This is a genomic window from Gemella sp. 20925_1_85 (assembly GCF_041433735.1).
Lineage (GTDB): Bacteria > Bacillota > Bacilli > Staphylococcales > Gemellaceae > Gemella.
The window spans coordinates 22,183-41,079 of record NZ_JAPWCC010000009.1; the positions used below are offsets into that span (position 1 = coordinate 22,183).

The window sequence follows — 18,897 nt, forward strand, 5'->3', positions numbered from 1 at the left end:
CTGAATAATAGTGTTAATTTTAAGACGCTTATATATTTAACCTACTCTAAAAAGAGAAAAATGCCGCATAGTTTATTTTACTATGCGGCACTATCGAATTTTTAGTACATTGTATAATTACAAATTTCCTACCTTGCCGACATAGACACTTTTTAGAGCACGCTAAAATTGTGTCTATGTCGTTAAAACATACACACAATATTATCTACGCCATTGCCAAGATTGAATATTGAAATTTTGTTTCATGGTAGTCCTCCTAATCATTAAGTTTTTCATTTTAGTTATAATGAAAAATCTTTTGTACTTTTGTTATGTTTATTTTACTACTAATTGTATAAAAAATCAAGAGTTTTTTGAATTTTCTTTCAAATTTGAAAAATAAACGACATAGACAACCTAAGTTATCTATGTCGCATTTTAATTTTTATTATTTAGCACCTTCGTTAGCTGTTAACTCAATGTCATAAAGTTTGAATTGATTTTTCTTAGCTTTAGCTAAATCGTATGATTTAACACGTTTGTTGAAGAATGTGATACTTGTATCCCAGCTTAATGGGAAGAATGGTAATTCTTCAGCTACTTCTCCATCAAATTTGTTGTAAGCTGCTTTTAATTTAGCATCATCAAACATATCTTCTGATCCTTGAGCCTTGAAGCTGTTTTCGAATGCTTCAGTAGTGTAACGATATAAGTTTAACGGAGCTTTTTTACCTAGTAACTCTTGACGGTTAGGGTTTGTTCCAAATTGCCATGCAGCTTGGAAGATATCGATTGATGGATCATCTGCTTGTACACGTTGAGAGAAGTCTTTTGGAGACATAAGTTTTCCGTCTACTAATTTAACATCTAATCCTACTTCTTTCCAAGATTTAACGAATACGTCTGCTAATGCTTGGTCATATTCAGCACCTGTGTTACGGATTGCGAAGTTGAATGAAAGTTTGTTTCCGTTTTTGTCTTCACGTAGTCCGTCTCCATCTTTATCTTTGTATCCTGCATCATCTAATAATTTTTTAGCTTTTTCTACATCTTTTTTAGCTGCAGTTGCATTTTCGTTTACTAATTTACCTACAGCTGCTGGGTACATACCAGATCCAGTTGGAGTGAAACGTAATCCTTTGAAGATTTTTTCATTGATTTGGTCACGGTCAACTGCATATAGGAATGCTTGACGTAAGTTTTTGTCAGCTAATTTAGAGTTAGGATCAACTACGTTTTCACCTTTTTCTTTGTCGAATTTACCTAGTTTGAATCCTACATATGACATGTAACGAGAAGTATCACCTAAGAATGTTCCGTTTTTGATGTCTTTTGCTCCTTCGTAAACACTTGGAGTAACGCTATCGATTACGTCAACTTCTCCATTTTTGATTACTTGGCTAGCTTGAGCTGGAGCTACTGTTTTGAACTCGATTTTTTTAAGTTTCATCTTATCTTTATTGTAGTAGTGAGGGTTTTGTTCTGCAAGAACACTTTCTCCGTTTACTACTTTAGTGATGTAATAAGGACCATATGATAATGGTTTTTTGTTTAAGTCTGCTTCAGCAAATTTAGCGAAGTCTTTAGAAGCCTCTTCTACTTGTTTTGCATTCAAGAAGTTATCTACAGAACCTTCTCCCCATAGTAATGATGGGCGAAGTTGAGTATATTTAATTACTACAGTCTTATCATCTTTAACTTGAAGACCTGAGATAGTTTTCGCTTTACCAGCGTGGTATTCTTTCATACCTTCGATAAATTCGTATGACTCATTGTAACGAGTGTTTGTAGTGAATTTAGGGTTACCCATAAGTTCGTATGTAGCTACGATATCTTTAGAAGTTAAAGCTTCTCCATTATTCCATTTAACACCGTCATGGATAGTTAATGTAACTTCTTTTTTCTCACGATCTAAGTGGAATTTAACTGGAGCATCAGCATTATCTTGAATAGTACGACCTTCTTCATCAGCAGGGAATGTTCCACCCATAACTGCTTGGTTTACGTATTGATCTTCTGCTTTATCAGAGAATACTGGGTTCCAAAGACCTGTTAATGGCTGAGCTGATAAGATACCATATTTTAATGTAGCACCATCTACAGCTGATCCACCGTTATCAAAACTTGTTTTAAATTCTACTTTTGCTTTAGGAGCGTTTTTGCTTCCAGAATTACTTGATGTTGAACATCCAGCTAAAATTACTGAAAGAGCCATCGCTGAACTAAATACTTTTAGAAACTTATTCTTTTTCATTTTATTTCCTCCATGATATATAAAAACTTATTTTCAATTATTTATGAAATAAGTTTAACATTATTTTAAAAATAAGTCAAGTGAATTTTCAGAAAATAATAAAAAAATAACAAAATTCTTTTTTGAAATTTCTGTTCGTTTCTTTAAAAACATAAATTTAATATCAATAAACTATCTTATAAATTATTATTTATAAAACACACATATCTTTTACTTTACTTACATATCAAGGATATTCAGCATCCATAAACTAATTATTCTTTTCAAAATTTTGTCAAATTGACATATTTATTTTCTTATATAAAAAAGGACTACTCAAGTTGTTTCTTGAGTAATCCTTATAAACTTAATATAAACTTTTTAAATTATCCTTTAGCACTATCTTTATTAGTAAGCTCTAATGCATATAGTTTTTGTTCACCATAAGCGTATTTTTTAACATCGAAGTTTTTGATACGTTTATTTACCCATGTGATATCTGTACTCCAGCTAAATGGTAACCAAGCAGCCTCTTCTGCAAAGTCTTTATCGAATTTCTTGTATGCTTCTTTTCGCTTAGCATCATCTAACATTTCTTTAGAGTTGATTGTTTCTAAGTCTTTTTTAAGCACATCACTCATATATCTTTGATAGTTAACTTTAGCTTTATCACTTAGTAAACGTGCTGGGTTAGGGTTAGTACCTAAGCTCCACGCCCCTTGGAATAAATCGATAGATGGATCATCACTCGTTACACGTTGTGTCCAATCTTTTGATGACATTAGTTTTCCATCAGCTAGTTTTACATCTAGCCCAACTTCTTTCCATGATTTAATGAATGCATCAGCAAGAGTTTGATCGTAGTCTTGACCTGTATTACGGATGGCGAAGTTAAATGTTAATTTTTTACCATCTTTATCCTCTCTTAATCCATCTCCGTCAACGTCTTTAAGCCCTGCTTCATCAAGAAGTTTTTTCGCTTTTTCTACATCTTTTTTGAACTTAAATCCATCTTTATCATAATAATCTTCTGAACGTGTCGGATAAATACCTGAGTTTGTAGGCGTGAAACGCAATCCTTTGTAGATTTTTTCATTTAATTGATCCCAGTCTACCGCATAACCGAATGCTTGACGCACACGTTTATCCGCTGCTTTCGCATTAGGATTTACTTTAACTTCATTTTTCTCTTTATCCCATGTACCTAGCTTAAATCCTACATATGAAATATAGAAATCTGGTTGTCCTAGTAATGTTCCATTTGAGTAATCTTTTACCGCACTCCATACATTCGGAGTTACTTGTGACATGTAGTCAATTTCACCATTTTTAATTACAGAGCTTGCCTGAGCTGGCGCAACTACTTTGAATTGTATTTCTTTTACTTTTACATCATCTTTTTTGTAGTAGTATGGATTTTGTTTAGCAAGTACACTCTCTCCATTTACTACTTTATCTAAGTAGTATGGACCGTAAGATAATGGTTTTGTATTTAATTCCGCTTCTACAAATTTGCTGAAGTCTTTTGATGCTGCAGCTACTTGATCTTTATTAAGGAATGTTGTTATGAATCCACTTCCCCAAAGAAGAGCTGGTTTTACATCTTTATATTGAATAACTACTGTTTTATCATCTTTTTTAGTAATACCTGAGATTTTTTCAGCTTTACCTTCGTGATAGTCTTTTAATCCTTCTATTGTTTCAAATTCGCTCTTATAACGAATATTATCTTTATACTTAGGGTTAGCCATAAGTTCGTATGTTGCGATAATATCGTCCGCAACTACGTCTTGATTATTACTCCATTTTAAATCTTTACGGATAGTAAGTGTTACCTGTTTTTTATCTTTATCTAAATGGAACTTAACAGGTGCGTCTTCATCGTCTTCTTTTAATTTATATGAATGATCAAAAGCGAATGTGTGTGCCATAGTATCTTCCATTACTGCATTGTCTGTTGCTTGTAGGTGAAATACTGGGTTAAACATACCTGTTAATGGATCAGCACTTAAGATACCAACTTTTAGCACAGAATCACTTACTGCACTTCCACCGTTATCAACAGATGTTTTAAATTCTACCGCTGGTTTCCCATCTTTTGATGATTTTGATGATGTTGAACATCCTGCAAGAATGATTGATAGTGCCATTGCTGAACTGAATACTTTTAAAAATTTATTTTTCTTCATTTTTCCTCCAAATATAACTCTAGTTTGTTGATAATTAAAAATAACAAAATTTAAGACGAAGTATCCTTGCTACATTAAAGTACGATACTTCGCCTTAAATCTATGTAAAATTGTAGCTCTACATATTTAAATTATGACTTAAGGACCTTATATCCTTTAAATCCATACATTTAAAGTTATATCTATTTCTAATTAATATTTCTATAATATAAACTGTATATTCATATTCTCAAAGTTGAGAGGGCTTCAATCAAAATATTCTATGAAATTCTAATTTTCCATCCCTCTCAAAATTAATTGAAAATAAAATGAAATATAAGTTTATTAGGGGGAAATTCAACTAAGTGCCCTTAGCCAAATCTCATTCCTAAACTAAATTAATTTTTTGCTGGTGCATCAGCTGTTAACTCTAAACTGTAAACATTTTGTTCACCAGTTTTTAGTTTCGCTAAATCAAGTGTTTTAACACGTTTGTTAACCCATGTCATTTGTTGTTGCCAGCTGAACGGTAACCAAGCAGCTTCTTCTCTGAATTGTTTATCGAATTTTTGATATGCTTCTTTAAGTTTAGCATCATCAAACATGTCACTACTTCCCATTGCATCTAATGATTTTTGTAGTTCTTCAGTTGTGTAACGTTGTAAGTTAAGTGGTGAAGTTTTTCCTACTAATCCACTTGGGTCAGGGTTACTTCCTAATCCCCAAGCTCCTTGGAAGATGTCGATTCCTGGATCATCTGCTTGTACACGTTGAGACCAGTCTTTAGATGACATAAGTTTTCCATCTACTAATTTAACATCTAATCCTACTTCTTTCCAAGATTTAACGAATGTATCAGCTAATGTTTGGTCGAAATCTTGACCTACGTTACGGATAGCGAAGTTGAATGTAAGTTTTTTACCGTTTTTATCTTCTCTTAATCCGTCTCCATCTGTATCTTTAAGTCCTGCTTCATCAAGAAGTTTTTTCGCTTTTTCTACGTTCTTAGTATATTTTTCACCGTCTTTGTTGTGGAACATTTTAACGATTGGTGGATAGAATCCAGAACCAGTTGGTGTGAAACGTAATCCTTTATAGATTTTTTCATTGATTTGATCCCAGTCTACTGCATATCCAAATGCTTGACGCACTCGTTTATCTGCAGCTTTTGCGTTTGGATCTACTTCTACTTCACCTTTTTCTTTGTTGAATTTACCTAGTTTGAATCCAACATAAGAGATATAGTAATCAGATTCTCCTAAGATTGTTCCGTTCTTAGCGTCTTTAGTACCATCCCAGATACCTGTAGTTAAACTATCCATTAAGTCTACATCACCATTTTTAAGAACAGCACTTGCTTGAGCTGGTGATACTACTTTGAATTGGATTTCTGGAATTTTCACTTCAGATTTTTTGTAGTAATAAGGGTTAGCTTTCGCTAATACACTTTCCCCGTTTACTACTTTATCTAAATAATATGGTCCATAAGATAATGGTTTTTTGTTTAAGTCTGCTTCAACAAATTTAGTGAAGTCTTTTGATGCAGCTTCTACTTGAGCCTTGTTTAAGAATTCTCCGATGAATCCATTACCCCATAATAATGATGGCTTAATTTCTTTGTACTTAAGTACTACTGTCTTGTCGTCTTTTTTAACTACACCAGAGATGTTTTTAGCTTTTCCATCGTGATACTCTTTCATACCTTCGATTACTTCATATTCATCACTGTAACGAACGTTTTCTGTATACTTAGGATTCCCCATAAGCTCATAAGTCGCAACGATATCATCTGCTTTAACATCTTCTCCATTGCTCCATTTAAGATCTTTATGAATAGTTAATGTAACTTCTTTTTTGTCACGATCTACGTGGAACATAACCGGTGCTTCTTTATTATCTTGTTTTTGACGGTTTGCATCGTCAAGTGGGAACGCTCTTGCCATTGTATATTTCATTACATCATAATCTGTTGATTGTAAATAGAATATTGGGTTAAACATCCCTGTTAGTGGATCTGCAGAAGCAATACCAATTTTAAGTTGTTGGCCACTAAGTGCATTTCCACCATTGTCTACAGCTGTCTTGAACTCGACAGCAGCTTTGCTTCCTTTAGAACTGTTACTTGCGCTTGAGCATCCTGCAAGTAACATTGTGAGAGCCATAGCTGAACTAACTACCTTTAACATTTTTTTCTTTTCCATTATCTTATCCTCCATGCTGTATTGTATACAGCCTTTCTTAAATATTTATTTTTAGCAATTATATCAGAAAAAATTACACCCGTCAAGTAATTGTCAGAAAATTTTACAATGTTTTTTTAATTTTCACTGAAATAAAATTTTATATTTATTAGCAATCTAAATCTAACACATAAAATTTCTGTAATAAAACATAAAACCTTTGTTAATTTCACGGTAATAATTAAGATTTCTCTATTTTAAAAGTAATAATTCACTATCTTTTAAATTATACTTCTATAACAGCAGAATTGGATATTATTTGTAAATAATATTTTATAAATAATAAAAGCCATGTAGAAAATCTCTACATGACCTTTAAAATTATAATCTTTGTCTAGCATCTAAACTACGTCTTAATGCTCCACCGATAGAGTTGATACATAGTACGATAATTAAGATCGCAAGGGCTGCTGGCAGCCAAATGTACATTTTGTTGATAAGTACGTCTGCATCTTTTGCATAAGATAACATAGTACCGATACTTGGTGTTCCTGCTGGAAGACCGAATCCAAGGTATGTTAAACCTACCTCGATACCCATATTAGCCGCTAATGATAACGTAGCTTCTACGATAATAATAGAACTAATGTTAGGTAAGATTCCTTGTAACATGATTTTCCAATCAGGTGTTCCCATAGTTTTTGAAGCAAGTACATAATCACGACGTGATTCTGATAAAGCCTTACTACGTACTAAACGAGTTGATCCCATCCATGCGAATGCTGATAAGATCAAGATGAACAGTACTAGACCGTAATCACGTTTGATACTTACGAATACGATGATTACCATCAGTGTTGGGATGATTACCATAAAGTCTACAAAACGCATCACAATATTATCAACACGTCCACCATAGTAAGCAATAACTAACCCTACTGCAGTACCAAAACCAATAGTAATCGCTGTTACTGCTACTGCGATAAGAATAGAGTTAAGCATTCCCATCATTAGCCATCCAAAAACTGAGTGACCACCTACATCTGTACCTAATAAGAATCCATCCTCACCAGGTTTTAAGAAAATATTTAATAAATCTACATCGAAGTAAGTACTATATACTCCACTTACACGAATGTAAATATTGAAAAGTACTACGAAAATTAAGATAGCACTTAATGTAATTAAAGCTGCAAGTGCACCTTTATCTTTTTTAAATTCACGAGCTACAACTGAAAACCCAGAAGGAGTTTTAGTTATAACTTTTTCTTCTTTTGCTTTTGTCATTGTTCAACTTCCTCCTAGTCCAATTTAATACGTGGGTCTACAATCGCCATGATAATATCACTTAATGTACTACCAAGCAGTGTTAAGAATCCAGAGAATAACATTAATGTTGTAACAACACTATAGTCTCTATCTTGAATACTTTGGTAGAACAGTTGTCCCATTCCTGGGTAACCGAAGATTGTTTCTACGAAGATACCACCACTGAATAATCCAGTAATAGAGAATCCGAAGAATGCTGCGATTGGCAAAATAGAGTTTCTGAAGATGTGTCCTGAGTAAACTTTTTTAACTGGTACACCTTTAGAACGAGCTGTTTTTACATAGTCACTTTGTTTCGCATCGATAACTTCATTACGTAAATATTGAACAGTTGATACTGTTGATAATAACGCTAAACAGATACCTGGTAACACTAAGTGTTGTAGTTTGTTAATATAGTACGTGAATGTTCCTGGGTCAAGGTTAACATCTACAGATCCACTTGTTGGGAACCATCCTAAACCAAAACCAAATAATGCGATCATGAATAAGTATAATACGAATGATGGAATCGCTAGGAAGAAGAAGTTATAAAAGTTTACGAATTTATCGAATTTAGAACCGTTATAACGTCCTGCATACATCCCCATAGGAATAGCGATCGCATACATGATTACCGCTGTAAATAATGACAGGTTGAATGTATTGAAAATTCTTTCTCCAAGAAGTGTTCCTACTGACTTACCAGTAGTATAACTTAGTCCGAAATCTCCATGCATAAAGTTTTTCAGCCAAGTTAGATATTGTTGGTACCAAGGCTCATAGAATCCACTCGCTTGACGAATCGCTTCAATTTGCTCTTGAGAGATTTTTGGATTTTCTGCCAAACCACTGAATGGGTCCCCAGGCATAAGTTTAGCTAGACCAAACACTAGTACACTAAGGATGAATAACTGTGGTATCATTACTAAAAATCGTTTTAAAACTACTTTCCACATTACACTTCTCCTCCTTTCATTGCTACATAGTGTGTTTCTGTTAATTTCTTAAGTGGATATACTCTTCCATCTTTATCAAAATAATCATTATAATGTTTTTGATATTCTTCTTCTACAGCTTGTCTTATTTCTTTTACTTCTTTAGCTTTATCTAAGTTAGTACTTGGAATAGCCGCAATAAGACGTTTTGTATAAATGTGTTGTGGATTATTGTATATATCTTCACGTGTTCCGCGTTCTACGATACGACCACGGTACATGATATAAATATAGTCACACATGTGTTTAACAACTCCAAGGTCATGAGAAATGAATAGATAACTTATATTAAAGTCTTTTTGAATTTTCTTCATGAAGTTTAGAACCTGTGCTTGAACCGAAAGGTCAAGAGCCGATACTGGTTCGTCAGCTACGATTAGACGAGGATTACATGCAATCGCACGCGCAACCCCGATACGTTGACGTTGTCCACCTGAGAATTCAAATGGATATTTGTACATAGCTTCTTCACCCATACCAACGATATTTAAAAGCTCTAGTACGCGTTTTTTTGTATCTTCTTCAGATAAGTTATCAAAGTTATTAATTGGTTCTGCGATAATATCTATAATACGCTTCTTAGGATTTAAACTAGACATTGCATCTTGGAAAATCATTTGAACATCGCGATTATATTTAATCTTCTTACGAGCTGCTTTTTTAGTAACATCTTCTTCTTTATAAATAATTTGTCCATCAGTTGCTTTTTCTAAACCTAGAACAACTTTACCAACAGTAGTTTTTCCACTACCACTTTCTCCAATTAGCCCATACGTTTTCCCAGCTTCTATCTCAATATCAACACCATCTACTGCATAAACATGGTCTTTAATTGTATTGAAAAATCCACCACGAATAGGATAATGCACTTTTAGATTTTCAACTTTAAGCATTGTTTTCCTCCCCTTCAAATTCAAAGTTTCTGTAACATGTACAACGTACATGGTGTCCTTCTTCTACTTCATGTAGAGTCGGATTATGTTCGTGATGTTCATCTTTAACCCAAGGAATACGATCAGCAAAACGACATCCTTGTCTATCTAAAGTTTTTAAAGATGGAACCATCCCTTGAATAACGTAAAGTTCATCACTAGCATCTTCATCATCAAGTTGAGGAATACTACGTAATAAACTACGTGTGTAAGGGTGCTGAGGATTTTTAAAGATTTGCTCTGCAGTTCCGATTTCTACTACTTCTCCAGCATATAGTACTGCCACTCTATCAGCCATTTCAGCAACTACCCCAAGGTCATGCGTAATCAGGATAATTCCGGCTTGCATTTCTTCTTGAAGCCCTTTAACAAGGTCTAAGATTTGCGCCTGGATTGTAACATCTAGAGCTGTTGTTGGTTCATCCGCGATAAGAACACTTGGTTTACAACTCATCGCCATCGCTATCATTACACGTTGACGCATACCACCAGATAATTCGTGTGGATACTGTTTTGCACAACGTTCAGGATTTGGAATACCAACTTGTGTTAATAACTCAATAACACGTTTTTGTCTTTCTTCTGCACTTAATTCAGTATGATAAATTAGAGCCTCTTCAATTTGTTTCCCAATTCTGTGTAGTGGGTTTAATGAAGAAAGCGGATCTTGGAAAATCATCCCAATATCTTTTGTTCTAATTTTATTCATTTCATCTTCTGTTAAATCTAGTATATTTTTCCCGTTAAAAATAATTTCTCCAGTAGACTTCGTTAGATTTTCATTATGAAGACGCATAATAGTTGTCGCTAATGTAGACTTACCACAACCACTCTCTCCAACGATAGCTAATACTTCATTTCTATATAGGTCCAAACTAACTTTATCAACAGCGTTAAAGTAATCATCTTTGATTCTAAAAGCTGTCTCTAGATTTTTAATCTCTAATAGTTTTTCCATTCGCCTATCTCCTTCCAATAACATTACTCAATAAATTAATACAATTTTAAACTTTATTTCATTTATTTTCATTTTTATCTTGTTTTATTAAACATTACAACTTATTTTGTGAATAATAATTTTTTTCATAAATCATAACTTTTTAAAAAACTACATAATACTATATTATAAAATTTTTAGAAAAAAAGCAATAAAAAAATAAAAATTCAGCGCAAAAAAACTAGAATTTTCTGAATATTTACAGAAAAGGTTTTCGTTCTCACATGTAAAAATCATTTTATTTTTCCACTATTTTTATAGAAGAAAAAACTAAGGTCAACTTATAAAATCTATCACATAGATAAATTTTTTACAAGTTATCCTCAGTTTTTATTATATTTCTATTATCTTAGTCGGAACTACTGGATCAGTATCCATTATAATTATTTTATCATTACAATCGATAGTTTTATCAGCTTCTAGAACACAATCTATATCCTTGTGTTTAAGAGTCATATCAGCTGCCATACGAGCTAGTTCCTTCGTGTTGTTTTGCTCACTTAAGTGGGCTAAAAAGACATTCTTCGTATTATCTCCTACTATTTTCGTTAAATAATTTGCAGAATCTGTATTTGACAAGTGACCCATATCTGATAATATACGTTGCTTAGTAGTCCATGGATAAGGTCCACTAAGCAGAACATTCTCCTCATGATTACTCTCATAAACAATTGTATGAGAATCCTTCACATAATCAATCATCTTATCAGATACATAACCCGTATCCGTAAGAATACTAACTCTTTTTCCATCACACTCAAAAGTATAAAATTGCGGATTTATAGCATCATGACTAACTCCAAAACTATTAACTACTACATCATCAAAAATTTTACTTTCTTCTTTTTCAAAATGAAATTTTAAATCTGAGCTTATTTCACCACATTTCAACATATTTTGCCAAGTAAGGGCGTTGGCATATACCGGAATATTGTACTTTCTCGCTAATACCCCTACTCCTTTAATATGATCTATGTGCTCATGCGTTACAAAAATCGCATTTATATCTTTAATATCACGCTCTATTTGTGCTAAGTTCTCTACTACTTTTTTCCCAGTCAGTCCAGCATCTACCAAACATCTAAAATTATTATGCTCTATAAAAATACTATTTCCACTACTACTGCTGGCTAATACCGATAATTTCAAATTGCACCTCCATACTTAAATTTTACACCTTTATATTATACCACTTTTACAATGCTTTAGGTAGAAAGAACTACAATCTTGAACATTCCTAATCATCTCTTAATATATTTTAAATAAACACTCCTTTAGAATCTTGTTACAATAGGCTACTTTTGTAAATTGTCAGAAAAATTTAAAAAATTATAAAAAAAAGACTTGCATTCTAAAAAAATAATGTGTATAATAAAAACAACAAAAACGAGAAGGAGGAACTACAAATGAAACAAACAACAACTTTAAACTCTTGGCAAAACTGGCGTAGATAATGTTGTGTGTATGTTTTTATGACGTAGACGCAACTTTAGTGTACTCTAAAAAGTGTCTATGTCGGCTGTAGAAAAATCGTTTTAAATTTCGCAAAAGGGCCGTATAGAATTCTATACGGTCTTTTCTTTTTGGGGTAAAATAAAAAAATTATACAAATCTTATAAACAATTTGAAAGGAAATAAACAATTATGACAAACTTAGAAAATAACTTAAACAACTTAAAAGGATACTTTGGAGAATTTGGGGGAAGCTTCGTACCTGAAGTTGTACAAAAAGCCCTTGATGAACTAGAAGCAGCTTATGATAAATACAAAGATGACGAAGAATTTTTAGCAGAATATGCTCACTACTTAAAAGATTACTCAGGACGTGAAACTCCACTATACTACGCTGAAACTTTAACAAACCACCTTGGAGGGGCAAAAATCTACCTTAAACGTGAAGATTTAAACCACCTTGGAGCACATAAACTTAACAACGTTATTGGACAAATCTTACTTGCAAAACGTATGGGTAAAAAGAAAGTTATCGCTGAAACAGGGGCAGGTCAACACGGTGTAGCTACAGCTGCTGCCGCTGCAAAATTTGGTATGGAATGTGAAATCTACATGGGGGCTCTTGATGTAGAAAGACAAAGATTAAATGTATTTAGAATGGAAATGCTAGGGGCAAAAGTTCACGCAGCTCAAGAAGGAGAAAAAACTCTTAAAGAAGCTGTTGACGCTGCATTCAAAGCATGGATTGAAAACATCGACGATACTTTCTACGTACTAGGATCAGCAGTAGGACCTCACCCATATCCTACTATCGTAAAAGACTTCCAAAAAGTTATCAGTCAAGAAGCAAAACGTCAAATTCTAGAAAAAGAAGGACGTCTTCCTGACTTAGTAGTAGCTTGTGTAGGTGGTGGATCTAATGCAATCGGTGCTTTCGCTGAGTTCATTCCTCATGAAGAAGTAGCATTACTAGGAGTTGAAGCCGCTGGTCGTGGTCTTGATACAGATCGCCATGCAGCAACACTTACTCTAGGTACTGTTGGGGTTGTTGATGGTATGAAAACTTACGCACTATTCAACGAAGATGGTTCAGTAAAACCTGTTTACTCAATCTCTCCAGGATTAGACTACCCAGGTATCGGACCTGAACACTCATTCCTAAAAGATGAAAAACGTGCTGAATACGTAAGTGCAACTGATGATGAAGCTGTTGATGCTTTACTTCTACTAACTAGAACAGAAGGAATTATCCCAGCAATCGAAAGTTCACACGCTCTTGCAGAAGTGATCAAACGCGCTCCAAAACTAGATAAAGACAAAGTAATTATCGTTAACGTATCTGGACGTGGAGACAAAGACGTAGCCGCAATTGCAGACTACTTAGAAAATAGAAATAAATAATATAAAAACATCGCATACTAGGTTTTCTAATATGCGATGTTTCTTTTTTATTATTTTTTGAATTTCTTATGTAATTCTGTATAGAATAATAATCCTATTAACGTTAAGGCTATTCCTCCCATAGCTAATGATGTTTGCGAGATTAAAGTACTTACTAAAGTATAAACTCCACCAAGAATAGCTATTATAGGAACTATTGGGTATAAAGGTACTCTATATGGTCTTTCTAATTTTGGTTCTTTTTTACGTAGTATAATTACCGCAAGGAATGTTGCAGTATAGAAGAACCACATTACGAATACTAATAGGTCAGTTAACATATCAAAACTACCTGTTAACATCATTAAGAATGCTATTACTAAAAGTAATAATCCTGCATTTACTGGCACAGCACCTTTATTTAACTTCGTCCATACATTTTTAAATGGAATCTGTTCACTTTTTGCCATCGCATAAGGAACTCGAATCCCAGCCATTGAGAAACCGTTAATTGCTCCATACACACTAATAAGTATCCCAATCGTAATAATTTTACCGCCAATACCACCGAATAACTTAGCAGCTACTTCACTTGCTACAGTTTGATTACCTGCAACATGATCTAATGGTAAAGTCATAAGATAAGCAACATTTATAAGTACATATACAACCATAACAACCGCAAGCCCTAAGAAAATTGCTCTTGGTAAATCTTTTTTAGGATTTTTCATCTCACCTGCCATACTTCCTACGTTCGTCCAACCTTCATATGCGAACATCGCAGCAAGTAAAGCTCCACCTAGCCCACTAGCGAACGAAATATCTTTCCCCGCTTCTATAGGGAATAATTGTAATGGTTGTGAGTTAGTTTGAAATAATCCAAATGCAATAATTACTATTAATGGTATTAATTTACAAATAGTAGCTACCGTCTGAATCATTCCTCCGATTTTCCCACCTAAAAAGTTTAAAAACATTAATGATGCTGCTGCAGCAATAGCTATAGGAAGATGCCATGTTTTATCTAAATTTAATAAATTTAAAACTTGTGTAGAGAAGATAACCGCGAGAGCTGCAATCATCGCAGGGAAATAAATTACCGACTGCGCCCATCCTAATAAGAATGCTGCTGTCTTCCCATAAGTTCTTTCTATCCAAACGACCATTCCTCCAACTTCAGGAATAGATGCCGCAAGTTCCGCAACTGTAAGACCGGCACAAATTGTAATAATACCAGCAAGCACCCAAGCTAGTAGCCCTAAACTCATCGTCCCTGTAGTCTTATAAATAACAGCCGCTTTAAAAAATACACCTGCTCCTATTACTGAACCTATTACCGTCATAAAAGCCGGCATAAAGCCTATCGTTCTTTTCAGTTCACTCATTAAATAATCTCCTTATTTTACAGATTTTTTTATACCTAATTATAACCTTTTATGCACTAAAAAGAAAAAAGAAAAGACTCAAAATTTGAATCTTTTCTTCAATATTTTTCCCTACTTCCCAAATAATAATTTGAAAAAGTTTAATTTTTGACCGTATCTTAATGTCGCTAATCTATATACTCTAACACTCGCAAATGCTACAAGTAATGTAGTTACAGCTAATATACCATAAGATAATCCTAATTCTTGGATAGATACATTACTTATTGCATAACGCGTAAACATTACAAAGTATGATGTGAATGGAACATATGATAAAATCTCTGCAAGTTTAGTGTCTCCTGTTGATCCCATAATATAGTAGTTCACGAAGAATGCACCCATAAATGTTAACATCGGTAAAGTTATCGCTCCGTTGACATCTTCAATCTTACTTACTAATGAAGCGAATGCCGCGTACATGAACATAAACATCACAAATCCAGTTAAAGCAAATGCTAATCCTACACCAAGAACTTTTAAGTCCACATTTTCTATAATATGTTTGATATTATCGCTATATCTAGAACCATTGATTTTTAACCCAGCGAATAATCCACCAATAATTAAGCCCATTTGAACAAGTACCGCAACCGATAAGGCTAGTACTTTTCCTAAAATTAGGGTTCTAGGATTTACAGTAACTACTAGTAATTCCATCGCTCTATTACTTTTTTCTTTAACAACATTTGTCGCAACTACACTACCAAATTGGATTACTGTCATATAAACGATGAATGTAAGAACATAGACTACTACTACGTTTACTACTTGAGTCTGAGCGTCAGAATCTCCACTTACGTTTACAGGTACAGGTTGAGGTAAATGTGATTTCACGTTAGTTACTTTATCATAATCTAAACCATTTTGTTTATAGACTAATTTCTCTACATTTTTCCCAAAAGCTTCTTTAAAATCGCTACTACCTTTACTAAAGATAGATTGTCTAGATAAATATTCATAACTATCTTTAGTTAAGACGATACCTTCATCTAATTTTTTAGCTTTAATGTCTTTTTCTAAATCCTCTTTACTATCGTATTTTTTAGCTTCTTTTAGATCATCTAACTTAACATTTACATCTTTTACAACATATGCACTACGAGTGAAATTATCATTACTTTCACCTTTAAAAATGTTACTATTAGCAATCGATGGTACAAATGTTATACCTATAGCTATAATGAAATACAATGCCATAATAACTTTTGTCGCTTTTTTCGCGAAAAATTGTTTAAACTCAAAACTAAATACTGTACTAAAATTTTTCATAATTACTTACCTACCTGTTCTTTGAAAATATCTTCTAACGAAGGTTTATAAAGTTTAAATTCTTCTATATTAAAACTACTTCCTGCAAGTTTTGCTAATAATTCTTTTTTAGCACCCTCTTCTTTGAAATCAAGAAGCACTCCCTCTGGAACTAATGAATACTCAATACCTAGTGGTATAGATTTAAGATTAGCAAGCAGTTCATCTTTCTCAAAACCACTAACACTCAAGATCATTTTTCCGTGTCCTAATTGTTTTTTAATATAATCTAAATTACCACTTAGAGTAATTTTCCCTTTTTCTAGTATATTAATATCCTCACAGAATGTTTCCACAACTGGCATTTGGTGAGATGAGAAAATAACAAGTTTATCTTTTTTAATAAAATCTGTAATTATTTCTTTTAACTTCGATACGTTCACCGGATCAAGTCCACTGAATGGTTCGTCGAAAACAAGAATATCTGGATCATTCATTACACTTTGAATAATTTGAATTTTTTGTGCATTACCTTTAGATAATGTTTTTAATGCTTGTTTATTATCCTCTAATTCAAAGTACTCTAACCATTTTTTCGCTTCTGTTTGTGCTGCTTTCTTCTTCATACCTTTTAACATTCCGAAGTACGTAAGCTGATCTACAAGTCCAACACCATCGTACATTCCACGTTCTTCTGGAAGGTACCCAATTTTCACCTTACTGTGATCTAGAGGTTTCCCATCTAGTAAAATCTCCCCTTTATCCGGCTTGAATATGTCTAACAGAATTCTAAAACTTGTTGTCTTACCACTACCATTTCTTCCTAAATATCCATTAGCTACTCCACTTTTTGCTGTGAAGTTAACACCCTTAAGAACTTTCTTATTACCAAAACTTTTCTCTACATTTTTAAATTCTAAAATCATAGCCCTTACCTCATTTCCTAACTTTTTAAAAGTTATATCCCTTTTTTATTCATCATTATTTTTTATTTCTTTTGTTAACTTGAAATATTTCGGTAAAAACATTCCAAGCCCACTTATACAGTAACCAAATATACCACCTATTAATCCACCTATTAACATGGCTAACACATCAGGTATTCCACTATTAATTACCCATTTAATATTAGTAAAATACAATACCCCTATTATGCTTATTAAAATAAACAAAACTATAAATCTTAACAATCTGTACCTAATAAATTCTAATTCCGTCTCGGTATCAGTATATATCGGATAAGAACTCGAAGTCCCTTCAGCAAGTCTAAACAAATTATAAACTTGAAACTTATAAAGCTTCCAGCCACTTGCTTTATAATACTCTTCTATCTCTGGTGTAAAGTTTTTATCAAAGATAAACTTATATTGCTTGTCACTAATCTCAGAGACTTTCTTCATTCTAATTGCCACTATAGCCTCTTTATCGTATTCATATCCCTTAGCTGCAAGATTATTCATTTTATCCGCTACTTTATCATAGCTTATAAATACCGGAACATATTTATACTTCATAAAGTCAATCCTTTCTTCTCTTTAAAAATAAATATTTTATAAAGAACGCTATATTTACAGCACCTAGTCCTAGACCAAATCCAAAAAACATTCCTAAAATAAAATCTATTACTTCAGATGACATTAAAAATTCATTTATTGTGTGCGCCACCAAAGCTATAAGAAAGCATCCTAACATGATTTTAGCATTAAATCTTATTCTATATAGCCACATGTATTCTTCACTCAAATTATCTGTATATAGTGTAGTTGCCGTAGGTTCACCACGTAATATCTGCCAAAAAATACCGTTTCTAACTATTTCCCAACCGTTAAATTTATAGAAATCTTCACGTTCTACATCAAACTTTTTATCATATACCAGTTCGTATTTGTAGTTAATTTTTTCTCCTTTTTCTAATAAAATTAAGAACCCGAGAAACTTTTTAAAATGCCAACCCTTTGCACTATATCTTTCTAATTTTTTCATGAGTCTTTTATTCGTTAAAGCAAATGTATGCATCACCTTATAATTACTCATCACTTCCACCACCTATAAACTTCTTAGCCACATCTAGTAGAAACTGTCGAAGTTTTAAATTTTTCTCCAAAACTTCCATACCTTTTGGAGTAATATGATATTCTTTTTTCGAATTATCAATCTCTTTATCTTCAATCCAGCCAACAGAAACCATCTTACCCAAAGTCGTATACATTGTCGCAGGTCCGATAATAATTTTATTATCTGTGATTTCTGCCACCTTTTGCATTATCAAGTATCCATGGATAGGTTCTGTTAAAACTAGAAGCGTAAAAAATATACTATCCGTTAATTCGCCCGTCTCATAAGGGCTTACCTTTGCCATTTTATCCCTCCTAACTTAATTAGAGATATTCTTCATCTATATCCATTATTGATATATCCATCTTTGATATAATTATATATCCATCATTGATATAAGTCAATAGATTTTTTATTATTTTCATAAAAAATATTAGATAAAAATATCCTTCTTATTTATAACCTATATTATTTATTACAGATATCTAAAAAATGAACCTATAATGTAGTAATATAAGCTATAATATGATAGAATATTTC

General features: G+C 33.0%; 15 protein-coding genes. 1 reads left to right on the forward strand and 14 read right to left on the reverse strand.

What is annotated here, in order from left to right; all coding sequences use genetic code 11:
- Positions 1-427 precede the first annotated feature (427 nt).
- From O3884_RS04450 to O3884_RS04485, 8 genes are all read right to left on the reverse strand, one after another.
- On the reverse strand, positions 428-2,233 hold the full coding sequence (locus tag O3884_RS04450; protein ID WP_371451978.1) for an ABC transporter substrate-binding protein: 1,806 nt from the start codon (positions 2,231-2,233) through the stop codon (positions 428-430).
- 365 nt (positions 2,234-2,598) lie between these two features.
- A complete protein-coding gene (locus tag O3884_RS04455) occupies positions 2,599-4,401 on the reverse strand; it encodes an ABC transporter substrate-binding protein (RefSeq protein ID WP_294682888.1) in 1,803 nt (600 codons plus the stop codon).
- A gap of 377 nt (positions 4,402-4,778) precedes the next feature.
- Positions 4,779-6,581 (reverse strand): ABC transporter substrate-binding protein, encoded by a 1,803-nt coding sequence (locus O3884_RS04460; RefSeq protein ID WP_371451979.1) that lies wholly within the window; start codon positions 6,579-6,581, stop codon positions 4,779-4,781.
- A gap of 360 nt (positions 6,582-6,941) precedes the next feature.
- Positions 6,942-7,847, reverse strand: a complete 906-nt coding sequence (locus O3884_RS04465; protein ID WP_003144294.1) for an ABC transporter permease — start codon at positions 7,845-7,847, stop codon at positions 6,942-6,944.
- 14 nt (positions 7,848-7,861) lie between these two features.
- Complete coding sequence (opp4B, locus tag O3884_RS04470; RefSeq protein ID WP_060914624.1) at positions 7,862-8,827, reverse strand: oligopeptide ABC transporter permease; 966 nt, start codon at positions 8,825-8,827, stop codon at positions 7,862-7,864.
- Positions 8,827-9,759, reverse strand: coding sequence for an ATP-binding cassette domain-containing protein (locus tag O3884_RS04475; RefSeq protein WP_371451982.1), 933 nt, complete (start codon positions 9,757-9,759; stop codon positions 8,827-8,829). Before O3884_RS04475 ends, opp4B begins: the two co-directional genes overlap by 1 nt.
- A complete protein-coding gene (locus tag O3884_RS04480) occupies positions 9,752-10,756 on the reverse strand; it encodes an ABC transporter ATP-binding protein (protein WP_371451984.1) in 1,005 nt (334 codons plus the stop codon). Before O3884_RS04480 ends, O3884_RS04475 begins: the two co-directional genes overlap by 8 nt.
- A gap of 372 nt (positions 10,757-11,128) precedes the next feature.
- On the reverse strand, positions 11,129-11,944 hold the full coding sequence (locus O3884_RS04485; protein ID WP_371451986.1) for an MBL fold metallo-hydrolase: 816 nt from the start codon (positions 11,942-11,944) through the stop codon (positions 11,129-11,131).
- A 495-nt stretch (positions 11,945-12,439) separates the two neighbouring features.
- Here O3884_RS04485 and trpB point away from each other — a divergent pair, with 495 nt between their 5' ends.
- Positions 12,440-13,648 (forward strand): tryptophan synthase subunit beta, encoded by a 1,209-nt coding sequence (gene trpB, locus O3884_RS04490; protein WP_371451988.1) that lies wholly within the window; start codon positions 12,440-12,442, stop codon positions 13,646-13,648.
- 50 nt (positions 13,649-13,698) lie between these two features.
- Here trpB and O3884_RS04495 read toward each other — a convergent pair whose 3' ends face one another.
- From O3884_RS04495 to O3884_RS04520, 6 genes are all read right to left on the reverse strand, one after another.
- Positions 13,699-15,012: an APC family permease gene (locus O3884_RS04495; RefSeq protein ID WP_371451990.1), complete on the reverse strand. Its 1,314-nt coding sequence runs from the start codon at positions 15,010-15,012 to the stop codon at positions 13,699-13,701.
- Between the two features lie 111 nt (positions 15,013-15,123).
- Positions 15,124-16,323, reverse strand: coding sequence for an ABC transporter permease (locus O3884_RS04500; RefSeq protein ID WP_371451992.1), 1,200 nt, complete (start codon positions 16,321-16,323; stop codon positions 15,124-15,126).
- Between the two features lie 2 nt (positions 16,324-16,325).
- The gene (locus O3884_RS04505) at positions 16,326-17,228 is read right to left on the reverse strand and encodes an ABC transporter ATP-binding protein (protein WP_294682905.1); all 903 of its coding nucleotides are present in this window, start codon (positions 17,226-17,228) and stop codon (positions 16,326-16,328) included.
- Positions 17,229-17,273: 45 nt separating this feature from the next.
- Positions 17,274-17,816, reverse strand: a complete 543-nt coding sequence (locus tag O3884_RS04510) for a hypothetical protein (RefSeq protein WP_371451995.1) — start codon at positions 17,814-17,816, stop codon at positions 17,274-17,276.
- Between the two features lie 4 nt (positions 17,817-17,820).
- Positions 17,821-18,336 carry a DUF2812 domain-containing protein gene (locus O3884_RS04515; protein ID WP_371451996.1) on the reverse strand — a complete coding sequence of 172 codons (516 nt, stop codon included), beginning with the start codon at positions 18,334-18,336 and terminating at the stop codon, positions 17,821-17,823.
- Positions 18,329-18,661: a PadR family transcriptional regulator gene (locus O3884_RS04520; RefSeq protein ID WP_371451998.1), complete on the reverse strand. Its 333-nt coding sequence runs from the start codon at positions 18,659-18,661 to the stop codon at positions 18,329-18,331. Before O3884_RS04520 ends, O3884_RS04515 begins: the two co-directional genes overlap by 8 nt.
- Positions 18,662-18,897: the final 236 nt, after the last annotated feature.